This is a genomic window from Ignavibacteriota bacterium, from assembly GCA_016713565.1.
GTDB lineage: Bacteria > Bacteroidota > Ignavibacteria > Ignavibacteriales > Melioribacteraceae.
In genome coordinates this window covers 412,005-432,992 of sequence record JADJOX010000001.1, presented here as the reverse complement: position 1 = coordinate 432,992, position 20,988 = coordinate 412,005, and the positions used below count along the sequence as shown (strand labels likewise).

Here is a 20,988-nt window from a genome sequence, read left to right as displayed (position 1 = left end):
GATGGATAAATTTGCACTCATTTACGAGTTTAATAAAGAATCTCCGTTAATTGTATATGAAGCAGCAAAGGAATTAGAAAAAAAAAATTTCGAAAAATCCTTAGAACTATTTGAAAAAGCTTCTTATAAATTTCCATTTCACCCTACTGTTTTTTTCCTTAAAGCAGTAGCTTTTGCTTACACAGGTCAATTTGATTTAGCCGGCGAGAGTCTTATTAAAGGAGATAATCTTCTCGGCGATAAATCAACTTTGGAATATTATCATCGTCAGATTGAGAATATCAGATTAAATAAAGATAATTTAAATATTGATTTATTTGATTTGGATAATGAACAATACAGTTCGGAAATTGCCGAAGTTGATTTCGACAATATTGATTCCTCTCAATTAATTTCTGACGAAGAATTTAATTTTTCTAAAAATAAATTCGATACTGAACCTATAATTACTGAAACTCTTGCCGAAATTTACGCTTCGCAGGGAAATTATTTTGAGTCTTTAGAAATTTTTGAAAAATTAAAAATTATTAAACCCGAATTATCAAATAAGTTTGAAGCAAGAATTAGAGAAATTAAATCAATAATTGAGAATAAAAATACAAACTGATTTGGAAATTGAAAATAATTCCACGTTATTAGGCACATCAAAATTTATCACTTATTAAAGTTTTGGAGCACTAATGTCTCAACACAATAATTCAAATATTGACGTACTGATTAAAGAATATTCATCTAATTTTAATTATAATAATAAAGAAACAGCCATTATTTTAGCTGCAGGTCATGGAAAAAGAATTAAATCTCAAACCTCAAAAATGCTGCATAAAATTTGGGGAAAATCAACCGTTCAAAGAGTTTATGAAGCTTGTAAAAACGGCCTTTCAAAATCAAACTCAATTATTGTAACCGGAATTAAAGCTGATGACGTAATAAAAGTTATAGGCAGTAAAAAAAATAACATCTTTGCATTTCAGGAAGTTCAACAAGGAACCGGACACGCCGTTCAAATTGCTCTTCAGAAAATAGATAATAGAAAATATAATGGCACGGTTTATATACTTCCCGGAGATATGGGATTAATTGACGATTCAACTTTGAAAATGTTTAAGAAAGAATTTGTTAAATCAAAAACAGATATGATGGTTTTAACCGGAATGTATGATGGGATAGATCCATTTGAAAATAGTTACGGCAGAATTGTAAGAGTAAAACCGACAGACGACAATGGAAAATCCTCCGGAAAAGATACCGGGAAGGTAATTGAAATAATTGAGTATAAAGATATTTTAAGACTTGATGAAAAACAACCTTATACAAGAAATTTCAACGGAAGAAATTATAGTTTTACAAAAGATGAACTAATAAAAAACAATGAATTCAATTCCGGCGTCTTTGCGTTTAAGTATAATTTTTTGGTAAAACTTATAAATAAAATCAGCAGCAACAATGCTCAAGGTGAAATTTATATAACTGATTTAATTGCGCTTTTTAACCAAAATAAACTGTCGGTCGGTGCAATTAGTGCACAGCAGCAGCACGTTATAATGGGATTCAATAATAAATCCGTTTTAAAAGAAATGGATGACATTGCAAGAAAACACGCTTATGATAAATTAAAAGATATAATTGAAATTGATGATCCGGACGATTTTTTCATTGCGGATGATGTAATGCACGATATAATTGAAGCTGATAAAATTGGTCAGCCGTTAGACGTAAAAATAGGTAAGGGTGTTTTTGTCGGCGAAGGTGTAAAATTAAATTATAATATTAAATTGCGAAAAAATGTTTACGTAAATGGGAATGTAATCTTCGGACAAAATATTATTGTAGGTGAAAATGTTCATCTTTCATGTTTCTCAAATCAAAAGTTAGAGCTAAAAGATAATGTTGAAATTTTATGGGGCGACATTATAAAAGGCAATATTACTATTGGGGAAAATTCAAGAATTGAATCGAGCGTAAATATTACGGGAAGTGATGAAGATCCGACCAGAATAGGCAAAAATGTTATAATTAAAGGAACAAGCTATGTTTTTGGGTCAATTATAGATGATGATCTTTTCATAGAACACAGCGTTTTGATCAAGAAAAAAGTCGATAAATTAATTAGGAAAGATGGAAAAGTTCAAGCGATTAAATTCTTTCTACCAATGCCTGAAGGAATTGACGCGATTGAGGAATTATAAAACAAGTATTAATCTTCTTTAAAAATGAAAAAGCGATCGGGAAATTCCAAGATCGCTTTATAATCTATTCTAATGTATAACTTAAAATCTATTTTACAGCTAATGAATTTACAAATTTTGTTAATTGAGATTTCTTTCTAGCAGCATTATTTTTATGAATTCTACCTTTTCCGGAAACTCTATCTAAATATGCAACAGCATCTTTCAAATTAACTTCTGCAGTTTCTTTTTCTTTTGATTCAAGAACATTTTTTACTAATGTTTTTACTTTAGACAATGAAGCTTTGTTTATTTGTCTTCTTTTTTCACTAGTTTTTGCTCTTTTCTTAGCAGATTTATGATTTGCCATTCTTTACCTTATCAAATTTTTTCAGATAATAAACTTAGAAAATTTATTTTTTATCCGCAACTTTAAAATGTACAAAAACTTCATTTTTATTAGTATTTTTGGACTTAAATTGCAAAGAAAGTTGAAAATTGATTAAAATAAATGAAATTTTTTACTCCATTCAAGGCGAAAGCTCGTATGCGGGTTTACCTTGTATTTTTGTAAGGCTGACTTACTGCAATATAAGATGTTCATACTGCGATACCGAATATGCCTTTTACGAAGGAAAAGATTTTACAGTTGAGCAGATATTTTCTGAAATAGAAAAGTACAAATGTAAATTAGTTGAGATTACCGGAGGTGAGCCGCTTTTTCAAAAAGAAAGTCTGACTTTGATGGAAATGTTGTGTGATAAAAATTATGAGGTAATGTTAGAAACCGGAGGAAGTCTTTCCATTGAAAATGTAGATAAAAGAGTAAAAATAATATTAGATTTTAAATGTCCTTCAAGTAAAATGGAAAAGAAAAATTATTATGAAAATGTTAATTTTTTAAAACCTATTGACGAAGTAAAATTTGTTATTGGAGATTATCAAGATTTTTTATGGTCTAAAAATTTAATTGAAAAATTTGAGTTGAAAAAAAAATGTGAAATTTTATTTTCACCGGTATTCGGCAAAATTGAATACAAACAATTAGTTGAATGGATCTTAAATGAAAATTTAAATGTGAGATTTCAAATTCAGCAGCATAAACATATTTGGGAACCAAATAAAAGAGGCGTATGAAAATCGCAAAGGAATTCCGATGGGAAATGGGTCACAGATTACAATGCCACAAAGGTAAATGCCATAATTTGCACGGACATTCATATAAATTAATTGTAGAATTTTCCGGTGAAATAAATAATGAAGGTATGGTCTTAGATTATTTTGATGTTAAGGATATTGTCGGTCCTTTAGTAGAAGAACTTGATCATACTATTATTATTAGCGATCAAGATTCTGAATTAATTGACGCAATACAAAAATTAAAATCGGCGCACGTTATAGTAAATTTTGAAAGTACTGCGGAAAATTTATGTAAATATTTTTTGAAGAAAATCTCCGAAAAAAAATTAGCCGATAATGTTACAAAAATTAAAGTCAGAGTTTGCGAAACAGAAAATACATATGCCGAAGATGAAATTTGTTTAAACAGAAATTAGTAACTTAATTTTTAATCTCTTTTACCAAATTCAATATTTTGGGTAAAATCTCACCGGATTTTCCAAACAGTGAATAGTTAACATTATAAGTCATTTCGGTTGGCTCAATATTTATCTCAACTAAATATGCGCCGTATTCTTTTGCGGTAAGCGGAATGTAAGCGGCAGGATAAACTATACCGGTTGTACCAACGACAAAACAAATATCACATTGTTTCGCGAGTTTTTCGCTGTTAGGAAAAGCTTGCCCTCTTAAATTTTCACCAAACCAAACTACGTCGGGTCGAATTAAGCCGCCGCATTTTGGGCAGCGCGGAACCTTGTTTTCAAACAAAAAATCTTGATGCTCATAAAATGTTTTACAATTTATGCAAAAATTTCTAACAATACTGCCGTGTAATTCTTCAATATTTTTACTGCCCGCTCGCGCATGTAAATTATCAACATTTTGAGTGGAGACGTAAACTTTATAGTAATTTTGTAATTCTGCAATTGCCAAATGACCTTTATTTGGCACTGATTCTTCAACTATTTTTCTTCTGTATTGATACCATTCCCAAACCATATCGGGATTTTTCATAAAGGCATTAAAATTTGCAAGTTCTTCGGGTTTAAGCTTATTCCATAATCCGTCTTTTCCTCTAAAAGTCGCAATTCCGCTTTCAGCGGAGATTCCGGCTCCGGTAAAAAATAATAACGAATCTGCTGATTTCAACTTTTCGATTAATTCTTTTTTAAGTTCCATAAAAATATTTTAATCTATAATAGACTTTTTTAAAACAACGTTTCTTTAAATCCATTTTCATCTTCATTAAAATCTTTTAGATACAACGAGGTTTCGGCAAGTGGTAAATATTTAGTCCATTTATTTCCGCTTTCCTTTTCAGCGGCAATTGCATTTTTGTATGCATTGGCTTTTGCGCTAAGTTCATCCGCTTGATAAAGAATTATTGCTTCCAATGTTTTTGGAGTAACTGGAGAAGCGTATTCCAATTTTCCTTGGTGACTTAACACTAAATGCAGAAGTTGATTTTTCAATTCTTCAGGAAAGTCATCAATTTTATTTGATTCATTTTCAATTATATTCGCTGCAATTACAATATGTCCTAATAATTTCCCTTTATCGGTATAATCAAAACCGGATTTAAAATCCAATTCTTCAATTTTGCCAAAATCGTGTAGAATTGCACCTGCGACTAACAAATCTCTGTTTGCTTCAGGGTGAAACTTACACATCAATTCACAAATTTTTACTATTTCTAATGTATGTTCAAGCAAGCCGGAAATATACGCGTGATGCCAAGATTTTCCGGCGGGAACTTTCTTATATTTATTAAAATTTTTTGCGGTGAAAATATTTTTAAGAAGAAGCTTTAATTTAATTGAATTTATTGAATTAATTGCTGTACCAAATTCAGCTTCCATTTCATCCAAACTGCGCTTTGATTTTGGAAGAAAGTCTTCTACTGTAATATTTTCATTTGGATTTGCGGCTTTTAATTTATCAATTTTAATTTGGAGCTGATTATTAAATTCATCAATAATTCCGTTTACTTTCAATATAACACCGGGTTTAAGTTGGTCTAAAAATTGTTCAAAACCATTCCACATCTTTGCGTTCAGTGATGAAGAATCGTCTCTTAATTCCATATCCAAAAAATTCTTTCCGGTTTTAGCGGATTTAATAGAAAAATTTGAGAGCAACAAAAAGTGATCAACTTTATCTTGGTTTTTCAGTTGTTTTAATTTTGTTTGATTCAACATTTTTCTTCCTTTCTATTTTGCTTCAATAACGCTTTCTTTCGGTATTTTAACAATTACAGACCTTCTTAGCAGATCAATTGTAATAGCCAAAATTTTATCTTGATTTGCATTTTCATAAACAATTCCTTCTATATCTTGGAATGGTCCGGAAATTATTTTAACTCTTTTTCCAATTGCAATACTATCTGTTACGGAAACGTCAAAACCTCTCTCGAGCATTTTTTGCAAATTTTCAATTTGCCAATTTGGAACAATTGCCGGTTTTCCTTCAAAGAATATTGCTCTTACAACGGATTGCTGTTCTAAAGCAATTAGTCTGTCTTTTTCGTTACCTCTAATAAAAATATAACCGCTCATCAAAGGTTCAGTTACCTTCTTCTTTCTATCGCTCCACTGCCTAATTTTTGTAACGGTAGGTAAGTAATGTTCTATTCCGCTTGCCGTTAACTGACTTGAAGCTTTAAATTCATGCCGTGGTTTTGTATAAAGTGCATACCAATATTTTTGCGCAATAATTTCAGAATTATGCAATTTTCCCCTTATAAATTTTTGAATTTGAATCTTAAAGATAAGTAAAAAATTGAAATTGTTGGAATTTAAGAAATGATACCGGAGACTAATTCGGCGATTTCTTTAGGCGATTTATTAAAATTGATAAAATTATCAACTTTTATTTTTTTATATTCAACTATGTCATCATCATTAAGTTTATCTGCAAGAATAATTACTTGAACTTTATTATGAATATCTTTTTTTCTTAATGAGGAAGCAAGTTGTAAACCGTTCATTAGCGGCATTTTATGATAACTGATAATTACGGAAGGAATTCGTTCAAGAATAAAATTCATTGCTTCAAAACCGGTTTTGCAGTATGTTATATTAAAATTAGGAAATTTAATTTTAAATATTTTTTCATATTCCTTTCGTAAATCTTCATGTTCTTCCACAATTAATATCGTATCATCGGCTCTTGGTATTGTGAAATGAAATTCGCTCCCTTTCTGCAGCTCTGAATAAAACCAAATTTTACCGGAGTGCTTATCAACAATTTCTTTCACTAACGCAAGTCCCAAGCCGCTTCCTTTTTCTCCTGCAGTTCCTAACTGTGAAAATTTGCTTTCGACCTTAAATAATTTCATTTGGTTGCTTTCGGAAATACCAACACCTTCATCTTTCACAATAACTTCTATCATATTCTCTTTAAACAATCCAATATCAACTTTAATTTTTTTTCCGCCGGGCGTAAACTTAACCGCATTGCTCAAAAGATTTGTAATTGCTTGTGTAATAAGTTTTTCATCCGCGTTTACAAAAACACCTTTTCCGCCTTCAACTTTAATTTCAATATTTTTTCTTATTGCGACTCCCGTTAAAACAGAAATACAATTTTCAATTATATCTCTAATTTCAATTCTCTGCGGTTCAAACTTCATCGCTCCGGTTTGCAGTCTTGTCCAATCCAACAAATGATTTACCATTTGCAGCTGTATTTGGGAAGCGTCATAAATATAATTTAGGTATTCGCGTTTTTCTTCTTCGCCAAGATTCGGTTCGTTCAATAAAATTTCCGAAAAGCCTAAAAGGCTTGTAAATGGCGCTCTAAGATCATGAGAAATTATTGAAATTAATTTATCTTTAGAATTATTTTGAACTGTTTTGGCTTCAATAATATTATTGAATTCAATTTCCTTTTGCTTTATATCAGTTATATCAACAAGCAAACTGAAAAAACTGTTATTATTTACTTTGTCTAATGAAATAAATTCTTTAAACCAAATCGGTTTTTCTTCTTTAGAAATTACTTTAAATGTTTTTACAATTTGATTAACAGAGTCGTCATATTGCAATTGAATTACAGAATTATAAATACTTTCATCTTCACCATTTTCTGTGAGAGAATGATGTTTATACGGGAGTATGGAAATTTCATCTTTAGAAAATCCGGTTAAATTTTCGAAAGAAGACGGACAATTAAATCCGCCGCTGTAACTCCATGAAACAAAAAAATAATTTTCGTTAGGAAATAGAAGCTCATCCGGTAATTTATTATTTATGATATCAGCCCCAAAATTTTATGCTAATAAATTCAATCTAAAATATATTAAAAATTTCAAAAATTATTCATTAATTGGTCTTGTTGGAATTCCAAGCAATTCCATTTTTCGATAAAGAGAAGATAATCCGATATCTAAAGCTTTTGCGGCTTCTTCCTTATTATTTTCATATTTTTTAACAATTCGTTTAATATGTTCTTTTTCAAAAATTAAAGTCGCTTCTTTAATTGATTCCGGCATATTGCTTATGCTGACAGATGAATTTACATTGTCCGCAAGATCATTTACTTCAATTTTATCACCTTGTGAAAATATTATCGCTCTTTCTATAATATTTTCAAGTTCACGTACACCGCCTCGCCAATCATAATTAATAAGTTTTTTCATAGATTCATTGCTAACACCTGTTACCGGCTTCCCCATTTCATTGCAGTATTTTTCAACAAAATGATCTACCAAAAGAGGTATATCTTCCCTTCTTTCATTTAAGGATGGAAGTTTAATTTCAACTACGTTTAATCTGTAATATAGATCTTCTCTAAATTCACCCGTTTTAGTTTTTTCATAAATTTCTTGATTTGTCGCGGCAATTATTCTTACATCCGTTCTTACCGGTTTGGTTCCGCCGACCGGCATAAATTCCTTGTCTTCTATTGCTCGCAAAAGTTTTACCTGAAGATTTAATGGAAGATCGCCAATTTCATCAAGAAATAAAGTTCCGCCATCAGCAACTTTAAATAAGCCGTCTTTATCTCCCACGGCTCCGGTAAATGAGCCTTTTTTATGTCCGAATAATTCGCTTTCAATTAAATTCTCTGAAATAGCGCCGCAATTGATAGGTAAAAATATTCTGTCTTTTCTTTTACTATTGTAATGAATTGCTTTTGCTACAAGTTCTTTTCCGGTACCGCTTTTTCCTGAAATAAAAATATTTGTGTTTGTCGGCGCAACTTGACTAATAATATTGAAAACTTTTTTCATCGGGTCACTTTTTCCGATAATATTTTCAAAGTCGGCAGTTTGCGAAATCTTTTGTCTAAGAAATTTATTTTCGTCCGACAATTTTTTAAAATCTAGAAGTCGTTTTATTTTATTTAAGATGTCGTCAAATTCAACCGGTTTAAGCAAATAATCATAAGCTCCGTTTCTTAGCGCGCTAATAGCCGTTTCTACGGAAGCATAAGCTGTCATCATAATAAAATAAGTTTCCGGAGAGATTTTTGAACATTTTTCCAATAATTCAATTCCATCCATTTCGGGCATTTTTATATCCGAAACAACTAACTGGAATTCATTATTTTTAATTAAATTTAATGCCTCCATTCCGTCCGAAACCGCAATTGTCTGATATCCTTCTTCATTTAAAATCATTTGAAGAGAATCTCGAATTCCCTTTTCGTCATCAACAATTAAAATTTTGATATCCATTTTTATCCTTTTTAACAAATTAAATAGGAATCTGCACTTGAAACTCGCTACCGTTTCCTAATTGACTTTTGACTTTTATATCACCGTTGAATTTTTTAATTATTCCGTAACTTACCGAAAGTCCTAAACCGGTTCCTTTTCCAACTTGTTTAGTTGTAAAAAAAGGATTAAAGATTTTAGATAAATTTTTTTCATCAATGCCGCAGCCGTTATCACTAATATTTACAAAAATAAATTTATCATTTAAATATGATTTAACTTTAATAATTCCTTCACCTTCAACAGCATCTAATGAATTTATTAAGATATTGATGAATACTTGAATCAATTGATCTGGAACAACTTTAATCATCGGTAAATTTTCATCTAAGTAAGTTTTAAATTCAACTTTTTTAACACGCTTATCGTATTTCACAATTCCCACAGCAGTTTTAATAACTTCATTTATCTGTGTAATTACTTCGTCATGACTCGGCGGACGCGAAAGATCTACCAATTCTCTTACAATTTTAGAAATTCTATTAATATTATCTTTAACGTTTGAAAGTTGTTCTGAAGTGAAATGATCAGAAGATTTTCTCTGAAGTATCTGTACAATTGAAGAAATGGCCGCAAGAGGATTTCCAATTTCGTGAGCAACACCTGCAGCTAATTGACCAATAACAGCTAATTTTTCCGATTGGTCCACCTGCTGCTGAAGTTTTCTAACTTCAGAAACATCCGTTATAATTACTGTTCTTCCAGCATAAGAATTGTTTTCGCCGGGTAATTTGGCAACATTTAATTGAACCGGAATTATTTTATTGTCTTTTGTTTTTCGTTCGGTTTCAATTACTTCGGCAAAACCTTTTAATTTGACTTCATCAATAATATTATTAAGCTCTAAAATATATTTTTCACCTTCGGGTAAAAGTGCCGATGAATTCTTTCCTATAATCTCTTCCTGCGTATAACCGAATATTTTTTCCGCGCCTTTATTCCAAACAAGAAATTCCTCTTTTTCGTCTACAACCATAATTGCAGAGTCCAAGTACTTGAATACATTATGCAAATATTTAGGATTTACACCCAAATTTGAATTCATCTATTTATTTTAGAATTTTTAACAAATTATAAATTTATTTTTATCTTAATAAATTTAACAAATTTACAGTTGTATTTAATTGTCAAATTTTGTTTTTCTATCATTGTTTATGATAAAAACAATGTTCAAAAACACAAATATTAAATAAAGAAATAGTAAATTTTCGGAAATAATTTTTTATTGAGATTTCAGTTGCACTTCATATCATGAATATAAAAACGAATTATAAAATAATTACAGCTTTAATTTTTGCTTCTGTTTTGTGCTTAAATGCTCAAATATTATTAAGAGACGATTTTAGTAAACCAGGTAATTACTGGTTTAATCGAAATGATGGAAACCAATCGATTCCCGAAGTTAAAAACGGTTTTTTGCAGCTTACATTATTAAACGCAATAAGTACTGAATATTGCAATACCGAAATTTATGATCCAATTGAGCTTTACAAACAAGGAACCATTTTGCGCGTAAGACTTAAATGTACTCCGCAGCATATTGGCTCAAGAGGTTGGGGATTTTGGGATGGTGATTTTACATTAAATGATGTATTAAACGAAAATGATTTTGCGTGGGTTATGCAGCAGAAAAGCGAAAGAACCGAAAATAATTACAATTGGTTTCAATTTGGAATAGGTCAGGACTCAATTAAAAAAATTCAATCAATTAATCTTCAGAACGTTATCGACGAAACACAATGGCATACTTATAAAATAGTTCTGCAAAATAATTTGGCAACATTTTTTGTTGATGATCTTCTGTATTTTTCATCAAACAAATATATTCCTGATGACAATATGCGTTTCGATGTTTGGATTGATAATCGAGTATTAAACATTGAAGCACCGATTGATTTTTGGAATAATAATTCGGAAGGCTCCTCAATTTATGTAGATTTTGTTGAAATAAGCGGATTGAACGGCACAAAAATTCAAAGAAATCAATTCAATAATATTTTAATGTGGGAAAGTCCAAATACATTCCCTAACGGTGATACTGAAAGCTTATGGAAAGAATACAATTTTACATTGAGTAATTCCGGTGAAGTTTTGTTTTATTTAACAGGCAATGCGGAAAATTTAAGTGAATTGAGAAATGACGATGATCTTAAAATAATTGTCGATGATGTGGATTTTGGATGGAATACAGTAAATTCATTAAACGGCGAAAATTTAAAAGGCAGCGGTTATTCAATTTCACTTCCCATCAATCTTTCCGCCGGGAATCATAATTTGAAAATTTATACGGACGGAACTCCTTTTATTAGCGATGTTTTAATTTTGAATTCGCAAAACAGCAAAACTGTTTTTAATAGAAATTATTTGGAAGAAGCCGATGAAAACGATGGTTTATTTAAAGATATAGTTTTCAATGTTAATGAAAATTCTGAAATTACTTCTTTACTCTCATTCGAAATGAGTTATAATGACGATATCAAAATAACTGTTGATGATAATGAAGTTGATTTATCTGATCAAAAAATTATTGCTAATAACGAATTTTATACAAGACCTGTAACATTTGTTTTCAACAAAATTTTAACTGTAGGCAATCATTCATTAAAAATTTATAAATACGGTTTACCAAAGTTAATGAACGTTACAATTTACGGAATATCTACAATTACGGATATAAATAGAGAAAACGGCAATAACAATTTAAACTACCAGTTCGGAATTTATCCTAATCCTTTTAATAGTTCAACAAAAATAAATTATACTGTACCTTTTATTGAAGGGAATAAAAATCTGCCCGTAAAATTAAAGATATATGATGTTTTGGGAAATGAACTTTCTGAATTAATAAATGAATTTCAAAATCCGGGAAATTACGAAGTAAATTTCAACGCTGAAAATTTAGCATCAGGAATTTATTATTGTAAGATTTTAATCAATAATTACATTGAAACAAAAAAGATATTACTTTTAAAATAAATTCAAATTTCTCAAATGCTTCAAGGTTTAGCAAAGTTCATATTGAAAATTATCTAATTGCAAAAAATAAAAATCCTTTTCTCTTGCGAATTTAATGATTAATTTCTCCCGTATTTCGATTGACGCTTCTGTTTCAGCATTCCACCATTTTCAATCACTTACTGAAAAATACTTTAGCTACATCAATCAATAACGACGGATTATTTATAACCGCTCTTTTTGCCACATTGCCTAATGATCTTTTTTCATCTGGGAGTCCAACCAGCGAATGCGCAATTTGATCATATTTTTCGTCCGAAAATTTATAAATTCCATTTTTTATTCTATTGAACATTTCGTGCCGTTTGCCAAGCCGATCATGCCAAAGTTTTTCATATTCGTAGATTTTGCTTAGTTCATTACTAATAATTGCATCGGCTGCAACTTTTCCCGCAATACTGCCTCCAATCATGCCGCTAATAATTCCACCGCCGGAAAGAGGATTTATTTGTCTTGCCGCGTCACCAACGAGCATTATTCCCGGATTAACGATTTTTTCTAAAGTAGGAGTAAATGGAATTCCTCCTGCAACAGATGATAAAACCGAAGCATTGGGAAAATAATTATTCATGAAATCATTAAGATATGAAATTGCGGATCTTTTTTTGCCTATATCTCCGGTTATTGCCAAACCAACATTTGCTAAACCATTACTTTTGGGAAATATCCATAAATAACCTTGAGGCGCGTATTCGCTTCCCCAATAAAAATAGCACGTATTCGGATCAACATTAATATTAGCCGCAGTAATTTGAACTCCGCTTTCCATATCTCTAAAATCCGAAAATGTTTTTAATCCTCCCCATCTTCCTACTCTTGACTCAACACCGTCTGCACCGATTACAATTTTAGATTTTATTTGATATTGTTTACCGCGGAATTCATACTTTACACCGGCAACAGAATTGTTTTCAAATAACAATCCATTTACATATGCTCTTGTAATTATTTCCGTTCCGTTCTTTGCGGCTGAATTTGCCAATTCATAATCAAAAATTTTTCGCTCTAAAATAATTCCTTTTCCTTCAAAGGGAATTAATACTTCAGTTTTATCAGGTGAAATAAAGCTGAACTTTGTAATTTCCGAAGCTATCCACTTTGGATCCGGTTTCACAAATTCTTCAACGCCTGCTAAACTTACAGCTTCACCGCATCTAACCGGATAGCCGACATCTCTATCTTTCTCAAGCATTAAAACAGAAACACCTTTTTCCGATGCATATTTTGCAGCTATCGATCCTGCGGGCCCTGCTCCCACAACAATTATATCATATTCATTTTTCATTCTTTTTTCCGGCTGTTTTATCAAAGTTAAATTTCAAGACCTCAATTGGACACGACCACACACATTTTGAACAATTTGTGCAAAGTTCTTCAATAATCTTTATTTCAGCTTCTTTCAATTCTATTGCGTCTTCGGGACAAACGCCGACACAACAGCCGCAAAAATCACATTTGTCTGGTATAATTTCAATTAGTAACACTATTGTTCCCTTTTGAAGTGATTGTAAAAAATAATTAAAGGTACGTTCAATTTAAAGAATTATATGTGATTCATCTCAAAAACATTTGACAATTTCCGATAATGTTTAAAGAAAATAATCAACGAAATGCAAATTAATTCAGAAAATACAGTTATCGGAAAGGATTTGGACGAAAATAATAGCGAAAAATATGTGGATTTCTTCAAATCTATTTTCAATGAATCGCAAACTGCCATTTGTATTGTTAATTTTGACGGTAAAATAATTGAAATTAATAAGCATTTTGCAGATTTATTTGGATATGAAAAAAACGAATTAGTTGGAAAAGATTATTTAAACTTACTTTCCGAAGATTCTCAATCAGTTGCTTCTTCGAATCATTTAAAAGTTTTTAACGGAACAAGCATTCTAAAAGCTGAAGAAAAGGTAAAACATAGAAACGGCACTTATTTTTATGTACAAACTACTAATTTTAGAGTAAATGACGATGACGGCAATAAATTAAGAATAACGACCGCAATTGATGTAACTAACAGATTAAAGAATGAACTTGTTCAATCCGTACTGCTGCAAATTTCGAACCTTATAAATCAATGTGACATTGACTGCGACTTTTACGAATCGATTTATAATTATTTAACTCAATTAATTCCCATTAAAAACTTTGCGGTTTCTCTTTTAAATTCCAAAACAAATCAAATTGAATTTCCTTTTCATTTAAATGAATTTGAATTTGATGAAAAACATAATCTGATTGAGGAATTTAAATATATCCAGAGTGTAGGAAGTTCAGTTTTATTAAATAGTTTTGAGATAGAAGAGCTAATTTCAAATGCGAATCTTTGTGAATATATAAATCGTCCGCTTTCAATTATTGGGATCCCGGTTAAATTTCACCATGAAATAGTAGGTTCAATTGTTATTAAAAAATATTCCGGAAATTATTATTCAAATGAGGATAAGGAAATTTTAGAACTTGTTGCGGATCAAATCTCCAGAGTTATAGAAAGAAAAAAATATGAAGAACAATTAGTTTTAGCTAGAAAAGAAGCTGAAGATGCCGTTAAATTAAAATCAGATTTTCTTGCTCAAATTTCACATGAAATAAGAACACCTTTAAATTCTATATTAAGTTTTTCTTCATTGATAAAAAATGAATTAAACGGACAATTAACCTCTGAATTGGCTGAAACATTTGAATATATAGAACGCGGCGGAAACAGACTTACAAGAACAATTGATTTAATTCTTAATGTATCTCGAATACAAAATCAAAAATATAAAATTGAATTAAGTGAAGTTAATTTGGAAGATGATATTATTTGGCCTATTGTAAAAGAACTTCATTCAAAAGCTTTTGCCAAAGGAATAAAATTAGAAATAATAAATTCAAAATCTCCTTTGCGTTTAGTTTGTGATCAATATTCTATAAATCAAATGTTCATCAATTTAATAGAAAATGCAATTAAGTATACAAACAAAGGCAGTATTACTATTGAGTCATCGCAAAATCCATTCGGAAACATTCAAGTGGATATTACAGATACAGGAATAGGTATTTCTCAAGATTATATTAGCAAAATTTTTGATCCTTTTTCTCAAGAAGAACAAGGCTATACAAGAACATATGAAGGAATTGGTTTGGGACTTTCACTTGTAAAAAGTTATGCAGAATTGAACAATGCTGAATTAAAAGTAAAAAGCGAAAAAAATATAGGTTCGGTATTTACCGTAATTTTCAATACATAAAAGTTTTAAAAAATCTTCATTTAAATAGTTGCTTACTTCACTAAATTACTTCCGACTTGTTTGTTTTTTTCCCGTTCAATTCCAGTATCATTTTTTCAACAGAATATTTTACTCCAGGAGATAAAGTTACCAAATATTGATCTTGAAGAAGATATTTGATTTCATCAAAAAGTTCGTGATGTTTTTTTATCAACTTAAAAATAAATTTTAAAGCTGTTACTCTAACCGATGGCGATTTATTTATTTGTTCCCAAAGATCAATGCAGATATTAAACAAAATACCTTCATACTTTTCATTAATTTCCATTTTATATAAAATTTTTAGCAGCTCACGCTGATGTCCGTCGTTTTTATCTTTAATTGATTCTATAATAGTTTTAATATTTTTTTTAACACGTTTATCGTTTATTTCCATGCAGTCAAAAAGCAGAAATGCCGAACGCCAAGCGAAAGGCTGCTTATTTGAAACCGCCAGGTTCATTGCTTCATTAAAATATCGAGGATTGGATTTTAGGAAAGATATCATTTCATTTTTGTATGAACTAATAAGTTTCGTTTCTAAAACTGTTGCCATTTATTTTTTCTGAAATGTGAAATGAATTTTCGTAAAATAAAATTATATTTTATTATCATCAATTGAATATATATTCAAGTAAAATATTTCGGCAGAATTTTATTCAATTAATATTCCATATTGTTTAAGCGAATTGTATATGCTTTGATCATACCGTAAATCTTCATCATTAGTATTCCATGATCTGCTTATAATTATTAACTCTGGATTTTCTTCAAAACCGGTAATCTCAAAAAAATGCGGTAATGTCGGCGAAATTGAGGAATGTAAAAACCAAATTGCGCCCAGGTAAATTCTATTTTTATCAACGGTTACAACAAATGGAATTCCGAATACGGTTGAACGATTGTGGCACAGTTTTTTTATTTCGTTTACAAAATCTAAATTAACTTCAAAAGTGTGTGTTGTCCATTTATAATAATTCATATCTTTATATGAAATGAACGGTTTAGGCGCAAGTATAAGCTCATTAATGTTCTTATTGGATATCTGATATGCTGTAAGAGAAGTATCGCTTAGTAAGTAAAAGTTCAATCCTTTTTCTAATTCATTTTCGGTTATATTATCATCTGAGCAATTTAAAACGACAAAGATAATTAATATAAGAAAAATTAATTTCTTCATAACCAATACTCATTTATATAATAACTGCATTTTAAGCTTTTTATTTCATCTTTGCTAATCATTTTTTACTGTCTGCTAATATTCACATTAACAAAAAGGCATTTATTTTAATTGAAAATTTTTCTCACTAAATTTTGAGTCTTTTGGCGTAACGCAATTTAACAAAATGAAAAAATGTTTACTATAGAATTATTTTGGCGCATTGCTGCAATAAGGTTATTGCAAAATTGTTAACGCTGAACAAAGTTACTTAAAAATACTTTTACTAATTTAATTGAATAATTTTGTAATTTAATAAGGGTTTTTGACATTCATAATATTTAAAAATTATTTTATGAGTAAAATCGAAAAAGATGTTGAAGGAAAATTCTTTGCAATAAAATTATCTTTTGCATTTGGATTTGTGATGCTTTTGATAAAATGGTATGCATATTTTTTAACAAATTCATCTGCTATTTTATCCGATGCGGCAGAATCGATTGTGCATATAATAGGAGTGGGTTTTGCGGTATTCAGCTTATGGTACAGCCAACAGCCGGCTGATGACGAACATAATTACGGGCATGAAAAAATTACTTATTTTTCTGCCGGATTTGAAGGCGGACTAATCATTCTTGCCGCTTTGTATATAATCTTCATTTCTATAAATAGACTTATTTACGGTATTGAAATTTCAAATATCGATCAGGGAACATTTTTTACCATAGCTGCATCAATAATAAATTTATTCTTAGGTCTATTTTTAATTCGAAAAGGAAAAAAAACCGATTCTTTAATCTTAATAGCTAACGGCAAGCATGTGCTTACGGATTCATGGACAAGTTTCGGAGTGGTAATTGGTCTGCTTTTAACTTGGTTTACCGGATGGCTTCCTTTCGATCCGATAATTGCAATAGTTGCCGCAATAAATATATTATTCGCCGGCGGTTCGTTAATTAGAAAATCTGTTGCGGGACTAATGGATGAGGTTGACATTAAAGATGTTGAGATAATTAAAAACATTTTAAGTGAAAATGTAAAAGAAAAGAAATTGGATTTTCATAAACTTAGAATTAGAGAAAGCGGTGAAACAATTTGGGTTGATTTTCATTTGCTATTTCCAAAAAACATTTTATTAGAAAACGCTCATAATTGCGCCACGGAAATTGAAAACAAAATTAAAGCGAGTCTAAATAAGAAAGTCATAATTACTTCGCATTTGGAAACGCTGCACGATTAATAGAGATTAATAAACTACTTATTTTATATATCTACGATTTGTACAATTCAATTATCTATCTAATTATAAATTATTAATAACACTTACTTTCAGCGTTAAACTCATAAAAATATCAAGTGAATTTTTGTTACTATTTCTTTAACTTAATTAAAAATAATATAAATAAATTGGTGCTTTATGAAGGTTCTTGTTATAGGCGCGAGCGGAGCAACCGGGAAATTAGTTATTCAAAATGCTTTGAAAAGAGAAAACAAAGTAAAAGCTATATATAGAGAATCATCAATAATTCCCAATAACTTCGCTGATAATCAGTACATAGAAATTGTTAAGGGAAATATTACTGAATTCAGTATGGAGCAGCTCAATAATTTAATAATGGATTGTGACGCGGTTATTTGCTGTCTTGGACATAACTTAAGTTTTAAAGGAATTTTTCTTCCTCCGTATAAACTTGTTTTCGGTACCGTTATAAACATATTTGATATTATGCGAAGCCGGAATCTAAATAAGAAATTTATTTTAATGAATACAACAGGATATACAAACAGTAAAATTGGAGAGAAAAACACTTTTGGTGAAATTTTTATTCTTTCTCTTCTGAAAATATTTCTGCCGCCGCATAGAGATAATATGTTAGCTGCTGATTTTCTAATTAATAAAATCGGTAAGGATTCAAATATGGAATGGGTAGCCGTTCGTCCCGATTCACTTATTGACGAATCATTTGAAAGTGAATATGAAGTTTTAGATCAAAAAAAGACTAGTCCAATATTTAATCCCGGCAAAACCAGCAGAATAAACGTGAGCCATTTTATGGTTGATTTACTTACAAACAATGATTTGTGGAATAAATGGAAATTCAAGACACCGGTTATTTACAATAAAGTTTAAAATTATTCAAATAAATCTGGTCTCAAAAGAGAGCTATATAAACAATAATTTAGTTGGTGAATTTTTATATATTCCAACACAAAATAGAGACTAGTCAAAATCGTCTAATCAATTCTGTAAATTTTCTACAATAAAATAACTTAACTTTTTTTTTGTAGGAAATAGAATAAATACAAATAAAATCACGAAAAATGGCGGAATTGTACAGAGCCAATAAACCGGGAATGTATAAATTTCAAAATTCTTAATACTTAAAAGAATACAACCAATCCTAATAAGCCACCTCCATCTAACTTGGCAATCGAATAATTAAATATGTTCTGTGGCTTCCAATAAGTTCATCAACATTCCCTTTTGATAACTTGGAATTTTTAAACCATTCATATTGACTACTAATAAATTTAAATCATGTATTTCTAATTTGTTATTTATGCTTTTACTAATTTTATAAATAATTTTTAATTGGATAAATTTTGAAATCAGTTTTTAAATTTGGCATATTTTTCATTACATCCTTAATAATAATAACCTCAATTTTAGATCTAATTAGAATCAACAATTATAAATTTTACAAATCACTTCCAAGTAATAAAATAACAACAGAAATTGATGAAATTTATTATGAATTAGAAAATGGGACAACTTTAATAAATTGGGAAAGACTAAATACAACGTTAGATTATATTTCAAATCAATATGATGTTGCGGACTTTAAATTAAATTCACTCGTCCGTTTACTTTATAAATATCACGAAAATATTCCCCGACACGTCTTATTAAAAATTGAACAAACTATTTTTAATTTTAGATATTGGATGGACGAGCCGGGTGAAAATGGTATGTGTTATTGGAGCGAAAATCATCAAATATTGTTTTCATCTTCAGAGTATTTACTGGGACAAATGTATCCGGACAAAGTCTTTAATAATGACAAGAAAACCGGAAGTGAGCATATGTTGAAGGCTCGTAAGAGGATATTAGATTGGCTTGAAATGAAATGGAAATTTGGTTTTTCGGAATTTTATTCAAATGTATATTACAATGAAACAATAGCTGGAGTAATTAATTTAATTGACTTTGCCAAAGATGAGAAAATTTCAAAAAAAGCCTCAATAATAATGGATTTAATTATGTACGATATCGCTGCTCATAAAAACGAGAACATGTTTTTATCCGTTAGCGGAAGAGCTTATGAAAAAAATAGAAAAGGCGATCCTAAATCATCTTTCAAAAATATAATAAATCATATTTGGTATCCTTACGAAGCATTTAGTCCGCACTTGAATTACGGCTTTGTTGCAAGCAAAAAATATAAACTTCCGACTGTAATAAAAGAAATCGGAAATGATAGAACTAATGTAATAATTAAACAATGTAACGGTTTAGATATTTCCGAGTTTAAAAATGAAGGATATTTTGGAAGCGATGAACGAAGTATTATGATGCAATGGGGATCAGGGGCATTTAGCAATTATGAAATAATAAGAAATTCAATTGAATACATTAAAGGAAATAATTTATTTTCAAATGAGTTTTTAGCTTCGTTTAAATATCTTGATTTTAAGTTCTTTGAAATTACTTATCTAGATAAATTTCTAGCTTATGTTCTTAACCCTCAGACTAATGGAGTTGCGATACAAAAGGCAAATACTTATACATTTAGGACAAAAGATTATTCGCTTTACACCATACAAAATTATTCGCCAGGCACTTTTGCAGATCAACAACATATTACAGGAATGAATCTGGGAAACTCCTTCGCAGTTTTTCATACACATCCGGCAGTTAATGAAAATGTAAAATCTCAGTCGCCAAACTATTGGGTTGGATATGGACATAGACCACATTCCGTTCAAAATAATAATGTGAGCCTTTCCATATATAACATTCCACTTAAAAAACAAATTATGGAACTTGATCTTTTAAGTTTTACTCATGCATATTTTCCCACAAAATTATTTGATTCCGTTTATATTTCAAAAAATTATGCGTTCGGAAAAAAAGATTCAGCTTATATTGCATTAATTGGTAAAAATAATTTCACTTTAAATCTGAAAAATTATAATGATCTGCTGCAAAAAGGAAATAAAACATTTTGGATTATTGAAGCCGGTTCGTTAGAAGATGATAAATCTTTTAAAAATTTTATAGAAAGAATTTTATTAAATAAAATAAAATTTAACGAAAGAGATTTGACATTGGAATATATTTCCGGCGATCAAAAATATGAACTAAAATATAATGGTAAATTTTTAATCAATAATTCCGAAATAATTACAAAATATACCCGATATGACTCTCCGTATATACAAGCTAAAATCAAGCCTAAGATTATGAATTTCAAATGTAACTCAAAATTCTTACATCTGGATTTTTATAATTTGAAAAGAGAATTTAATTAACTGAATGAATCATATTAGTAA

General features: G+C 29.9%; 20 protein-coding genes. 9 read left to right on the top strand and 11 right to left on the bottom strand.

The window, feature by feature from the left end; genetic code table 11:
• Position 1 precedes the first annotated feature (1 nt).
• Positions 2 to 607 (top strand): hypothetical protein, encoded by a 606-nt coding sequence (locus IPK06_01795; GenBank protein MBK7978749.1) that lies wholly within the window; start codon positions 2 to 4, stop codon positions 605 to 607.
• A 73-nt stretch (positions 608 to 680) separates the two neighbouring features.
• Positions 681 to 2,189 (top strand): NTP transferase domain-containing protein, encoded by a 1,509-nt coding sequence (locus tag IPK06_01790; protein ID MBK7978748.1) that lies wholly within the window; start codon positions 681 to 683, stop codon positions 2,187 to 2,189.
• An 88-nt stretch (positions 2,190 to 2,277) separates the two neighbouring features.
• On the opposite strand, the gene rpsT is transcribed toward IPK06_01790, so the two are convergent.
• Entirely contained in the window at positions 2,278 to 2,538 is a 261-nt protein-coding gene (rpsT, locus tag IPK06_01785; GenBank protein ID MBK7978747.1) for a 30S ribosomal protein S20, read from the bottom strand.
• Positions 2,539 to 2,666: 128 nt separating this feature from the next.
• On the opposite strand from rpsT, the gene IPK06_01780 reads away from it, so the two are divergent.
• On the top strand, positions 2,667 to 3,305 hold the full coding sequence (locus IPK06_01780; protein ID MBK7978746.1) for a radical SAM protein: 639 nt from the start codon (positions 2,667 to 2,669) through the stop codon (positions 3,303 to 3,305).
• Positions 3,302 to 3,724 (top strand): 6-carboxytetrahydropterin synthase, encoded by a 423-nt coding sequence (locus IPK06_01775; protein ID MBK7978745.1) that lies wholly within the window; start codon positions 3,302 to 3,304, stop codon positions 3,722 to 3,724. Before IPK06_01780 ends, IPK06_01775 begins: the two co-directional genes overlap by 4 nt.
• 4 nt (positions 3,725 to 3,728) lie before the next feature.
• Here IPK06_01775 and IPK06_01770 read toward each other — a convergent pair whose 3' ends face one another.
• The 6 genes from IPK06_01770 to IPK06_01745 all read right to left on the bottom strand — a co-directional run bounded on the left by IPK06_01770 (position 3,729) and on the right by IPK06_01745 (position 10,054).
• Positions 3,729 to 4,469, bottom strand: a complete 741-nt coding sequence (locus IPK06_01770) for an NAD-dependent deacylase (GenBank protein ID MBK7978744.1) — start codon at positions 4,467 to 4,469, stop codon at positions 3,729 to 3,731.
• Positions 4,470 to 4,498: 29 nt separating this feature from the next.
• Positions 4,499 to 5,488: an HD domain-containing protein gene (locus tag IPK06_01765; protein MBK7978743.1), complete on the bottom strand. Its 990-nt coding sequence runs from the start codon at positions 5,486 to 5,488 to the stop codon at positions 4,499 to 4,501.
• Positions 5,489 to 5,500: 12 nt separating this feature from the next.
• Positions 5,501 to 6,019 (bottom strand): UpxY family transcription antiterminator, encoded by a 519-nt coding sequence (locus tag IPK06_01760; GenBank protein MBK7978742.1) that lies wholly within the window; start codon positions 6,017 to 6,019, stop codon positions 5,501 to 5,503.
• A 65-nt stretch (positions 6,020 to 6,084) separates the two neighbouring features.
• Entirely contained in the window at positions 6,085 to 7,335 is a 1,251-nt protein-coding gene (locus tag IPK06_01755; GenBank protein ID MBK7978741.1) for a hybrid sensor histidine kinase/response regulator, read from the bottom strand.
• A gap of 270 nt (positions 7,336 to 7,605) precedes the next feature.
• The gene (locus IPK06_01750; GenBank protein MBK7978740.1) at positions 7,606 to 8,970 is read right to left on the bottom strand and encodes a sigma-54-dependent Fis family transcriptional regulator; all 1,365 of its coding nucleotides are present in this window, start codon (positions 8,968 to 8,970) and stop codon (positions 7,606 to 7,608) included.
• 19 nt (positions 8,971 to 8,989) lie between these two features.
• Positions 8,990 to 10,054 carry a PAS domain S-box protein gene (locus tag IPK06_01745; protein MBK7978739.1) on the bottom strand — a complete coding sequence of 355 codons (1,065 nt, stop codon included), beginning with the start codon at positions 10,052 to 10,054 and terminating at the stop codon, positions 8,990 to 8,992.
• A 206-nt stretch (positions 10,055 to 10,260) separates the two neighbouring features.
• On the opposite strand from IPK06_01745, the gene IPK06_01740 reads away from it, so the two are divergent.
• Positions 10,261 to 11,985, top strand: a complete 1,725-nt coding sequence (locus IPK06_01740; GenBank protein MBK7978738.1) for a T9SS type A sorting domain-containing protein — start codon at positions 10,261 to 10,263, stop codon at positions 11,983 to 11,985.
• Positions 11,986 to 12,139: 154 nt separating this feature from the next.
• Here the strand turns inward: IPK06_01740 and IPK06_01735 are convergent, their stop codons facing one another.
• Together IPK06_01735 and IPK06_01730 are read right to left on the bottom strand one after the other, a co-directional pair.
• The gene (locus IPK06_01735; GenBank protein ID MBK7978737.1) at positions 12,140 to 13,309 is read right to left on the bottom strand and encodes an NAD(P)/FAD-dependent oxidoreductase; all 1,170 of its coding nucleotides are present in this window, start codon (positions 13,307 to 13,309) and stop codon (positions 12,140 to 12,142) included.
• Positions 13,299 to 13,511, bottom strand: coding sequence for a 4Fe-4S binding protein (locus IPK06_01730; protein ID MBK7978736.1), 213 nt, complete (start codon positions 13,509 to 13,511; stop codon positions 13,299 to 13,301). Before IPK06_01730 ends, IPK06_01735 begins: the two co-directional genes overlap by 11 nt.
• Before the next feature lie 123 nt (positions 13,512 to 13,634).
• Between IPK06_01730 and IPK06_01725 the strand changes: the two genes are divergently transcribed.
• Positions 13,635 to 15,257, top strand: coding sequence for a PAS domain S-box protein (locus IPK06_01725; protein ID MBK7978735.1), 1,623 nt, complete (start codon positions 13,635 to 13,637; stop codon positions 15,255 to 15,257).
• A gap of 40 nt (positions 15,258 to 15,297) precedes the next feature.
• Here IPK06_01725 and IPK06_01720 read toward each other — a convergent pair whose 3' ends face one another.
• Together IPK06_01720 and IPK06_01715 are read right to left on the bottom strand one after the other, a co-directional pair.
• Entirely contained in the window at positions 15,298 to 15,831 is a 534-nt protein-coding gene (locus tag IPK06_01720) for a hypothetical protein (GenBank protein ID MBK7978734.1), read from the bottom strand.
• A gap of 99 nt (positions 15,832 to 15,930) precedes the next feature.
• Entirely contained in the window at positions 15,931 to 16,455 is a 525-nt protein-coding gene (locus tag IPK06_01715; GenBank protein ID MBK7978733.1) for a hypothetical protein, read from the bottom strand.
• A gap of 334 nt (positions 16,456 to 16,789) precedes the next feature.
• Between IPK06_01715 and IPK06_01710 the strand changes: the two genes are divergently transcribed.
• The 3 genes from IPK06_01710 to IPK06_01700 all read left to right on the top strand — a co-directional run bounded on the left by IPK06_01710 (position 16,790) and on the right by IPK06_01700 (position 20,967).
• Positions 16,790 to 17,674: a cation transporter gene (locus tag IPK06_01710; GenBank protein ID MBK7978732.1), complete on the top strand. Its 885-nt coding sequence runs from the start codon at positions 16,790 to 16,792 to the stop codon at positions 17,672 to 17,674.
• Between the two features lie 177 nt (positions 17,675 to 17,851).
• Positions 17,852 to 18,565 (top strand): NAD(P)H-binding protein, encoded by a 714-nt coding sequence (locus IPK06_01705; protein MBK7978731.1) that lies wholly within the window; start codon positions 17,852 to 17,854, stop codon positions 18,563 to 18,565.
• Between the two features lie 473 nt (positions 18,566 to 19,038).
• Entirely contained in the window at positions 19,039 to 20,967 is a 1,929-nt protein-coding gene (locus tag IPK06_01700) for a hypothetical protein (GenBank protein MBK7978730.1), read from the top strand.
• Positions 20,968 to 20,988 lie beyond the last annotated feature (21 nt).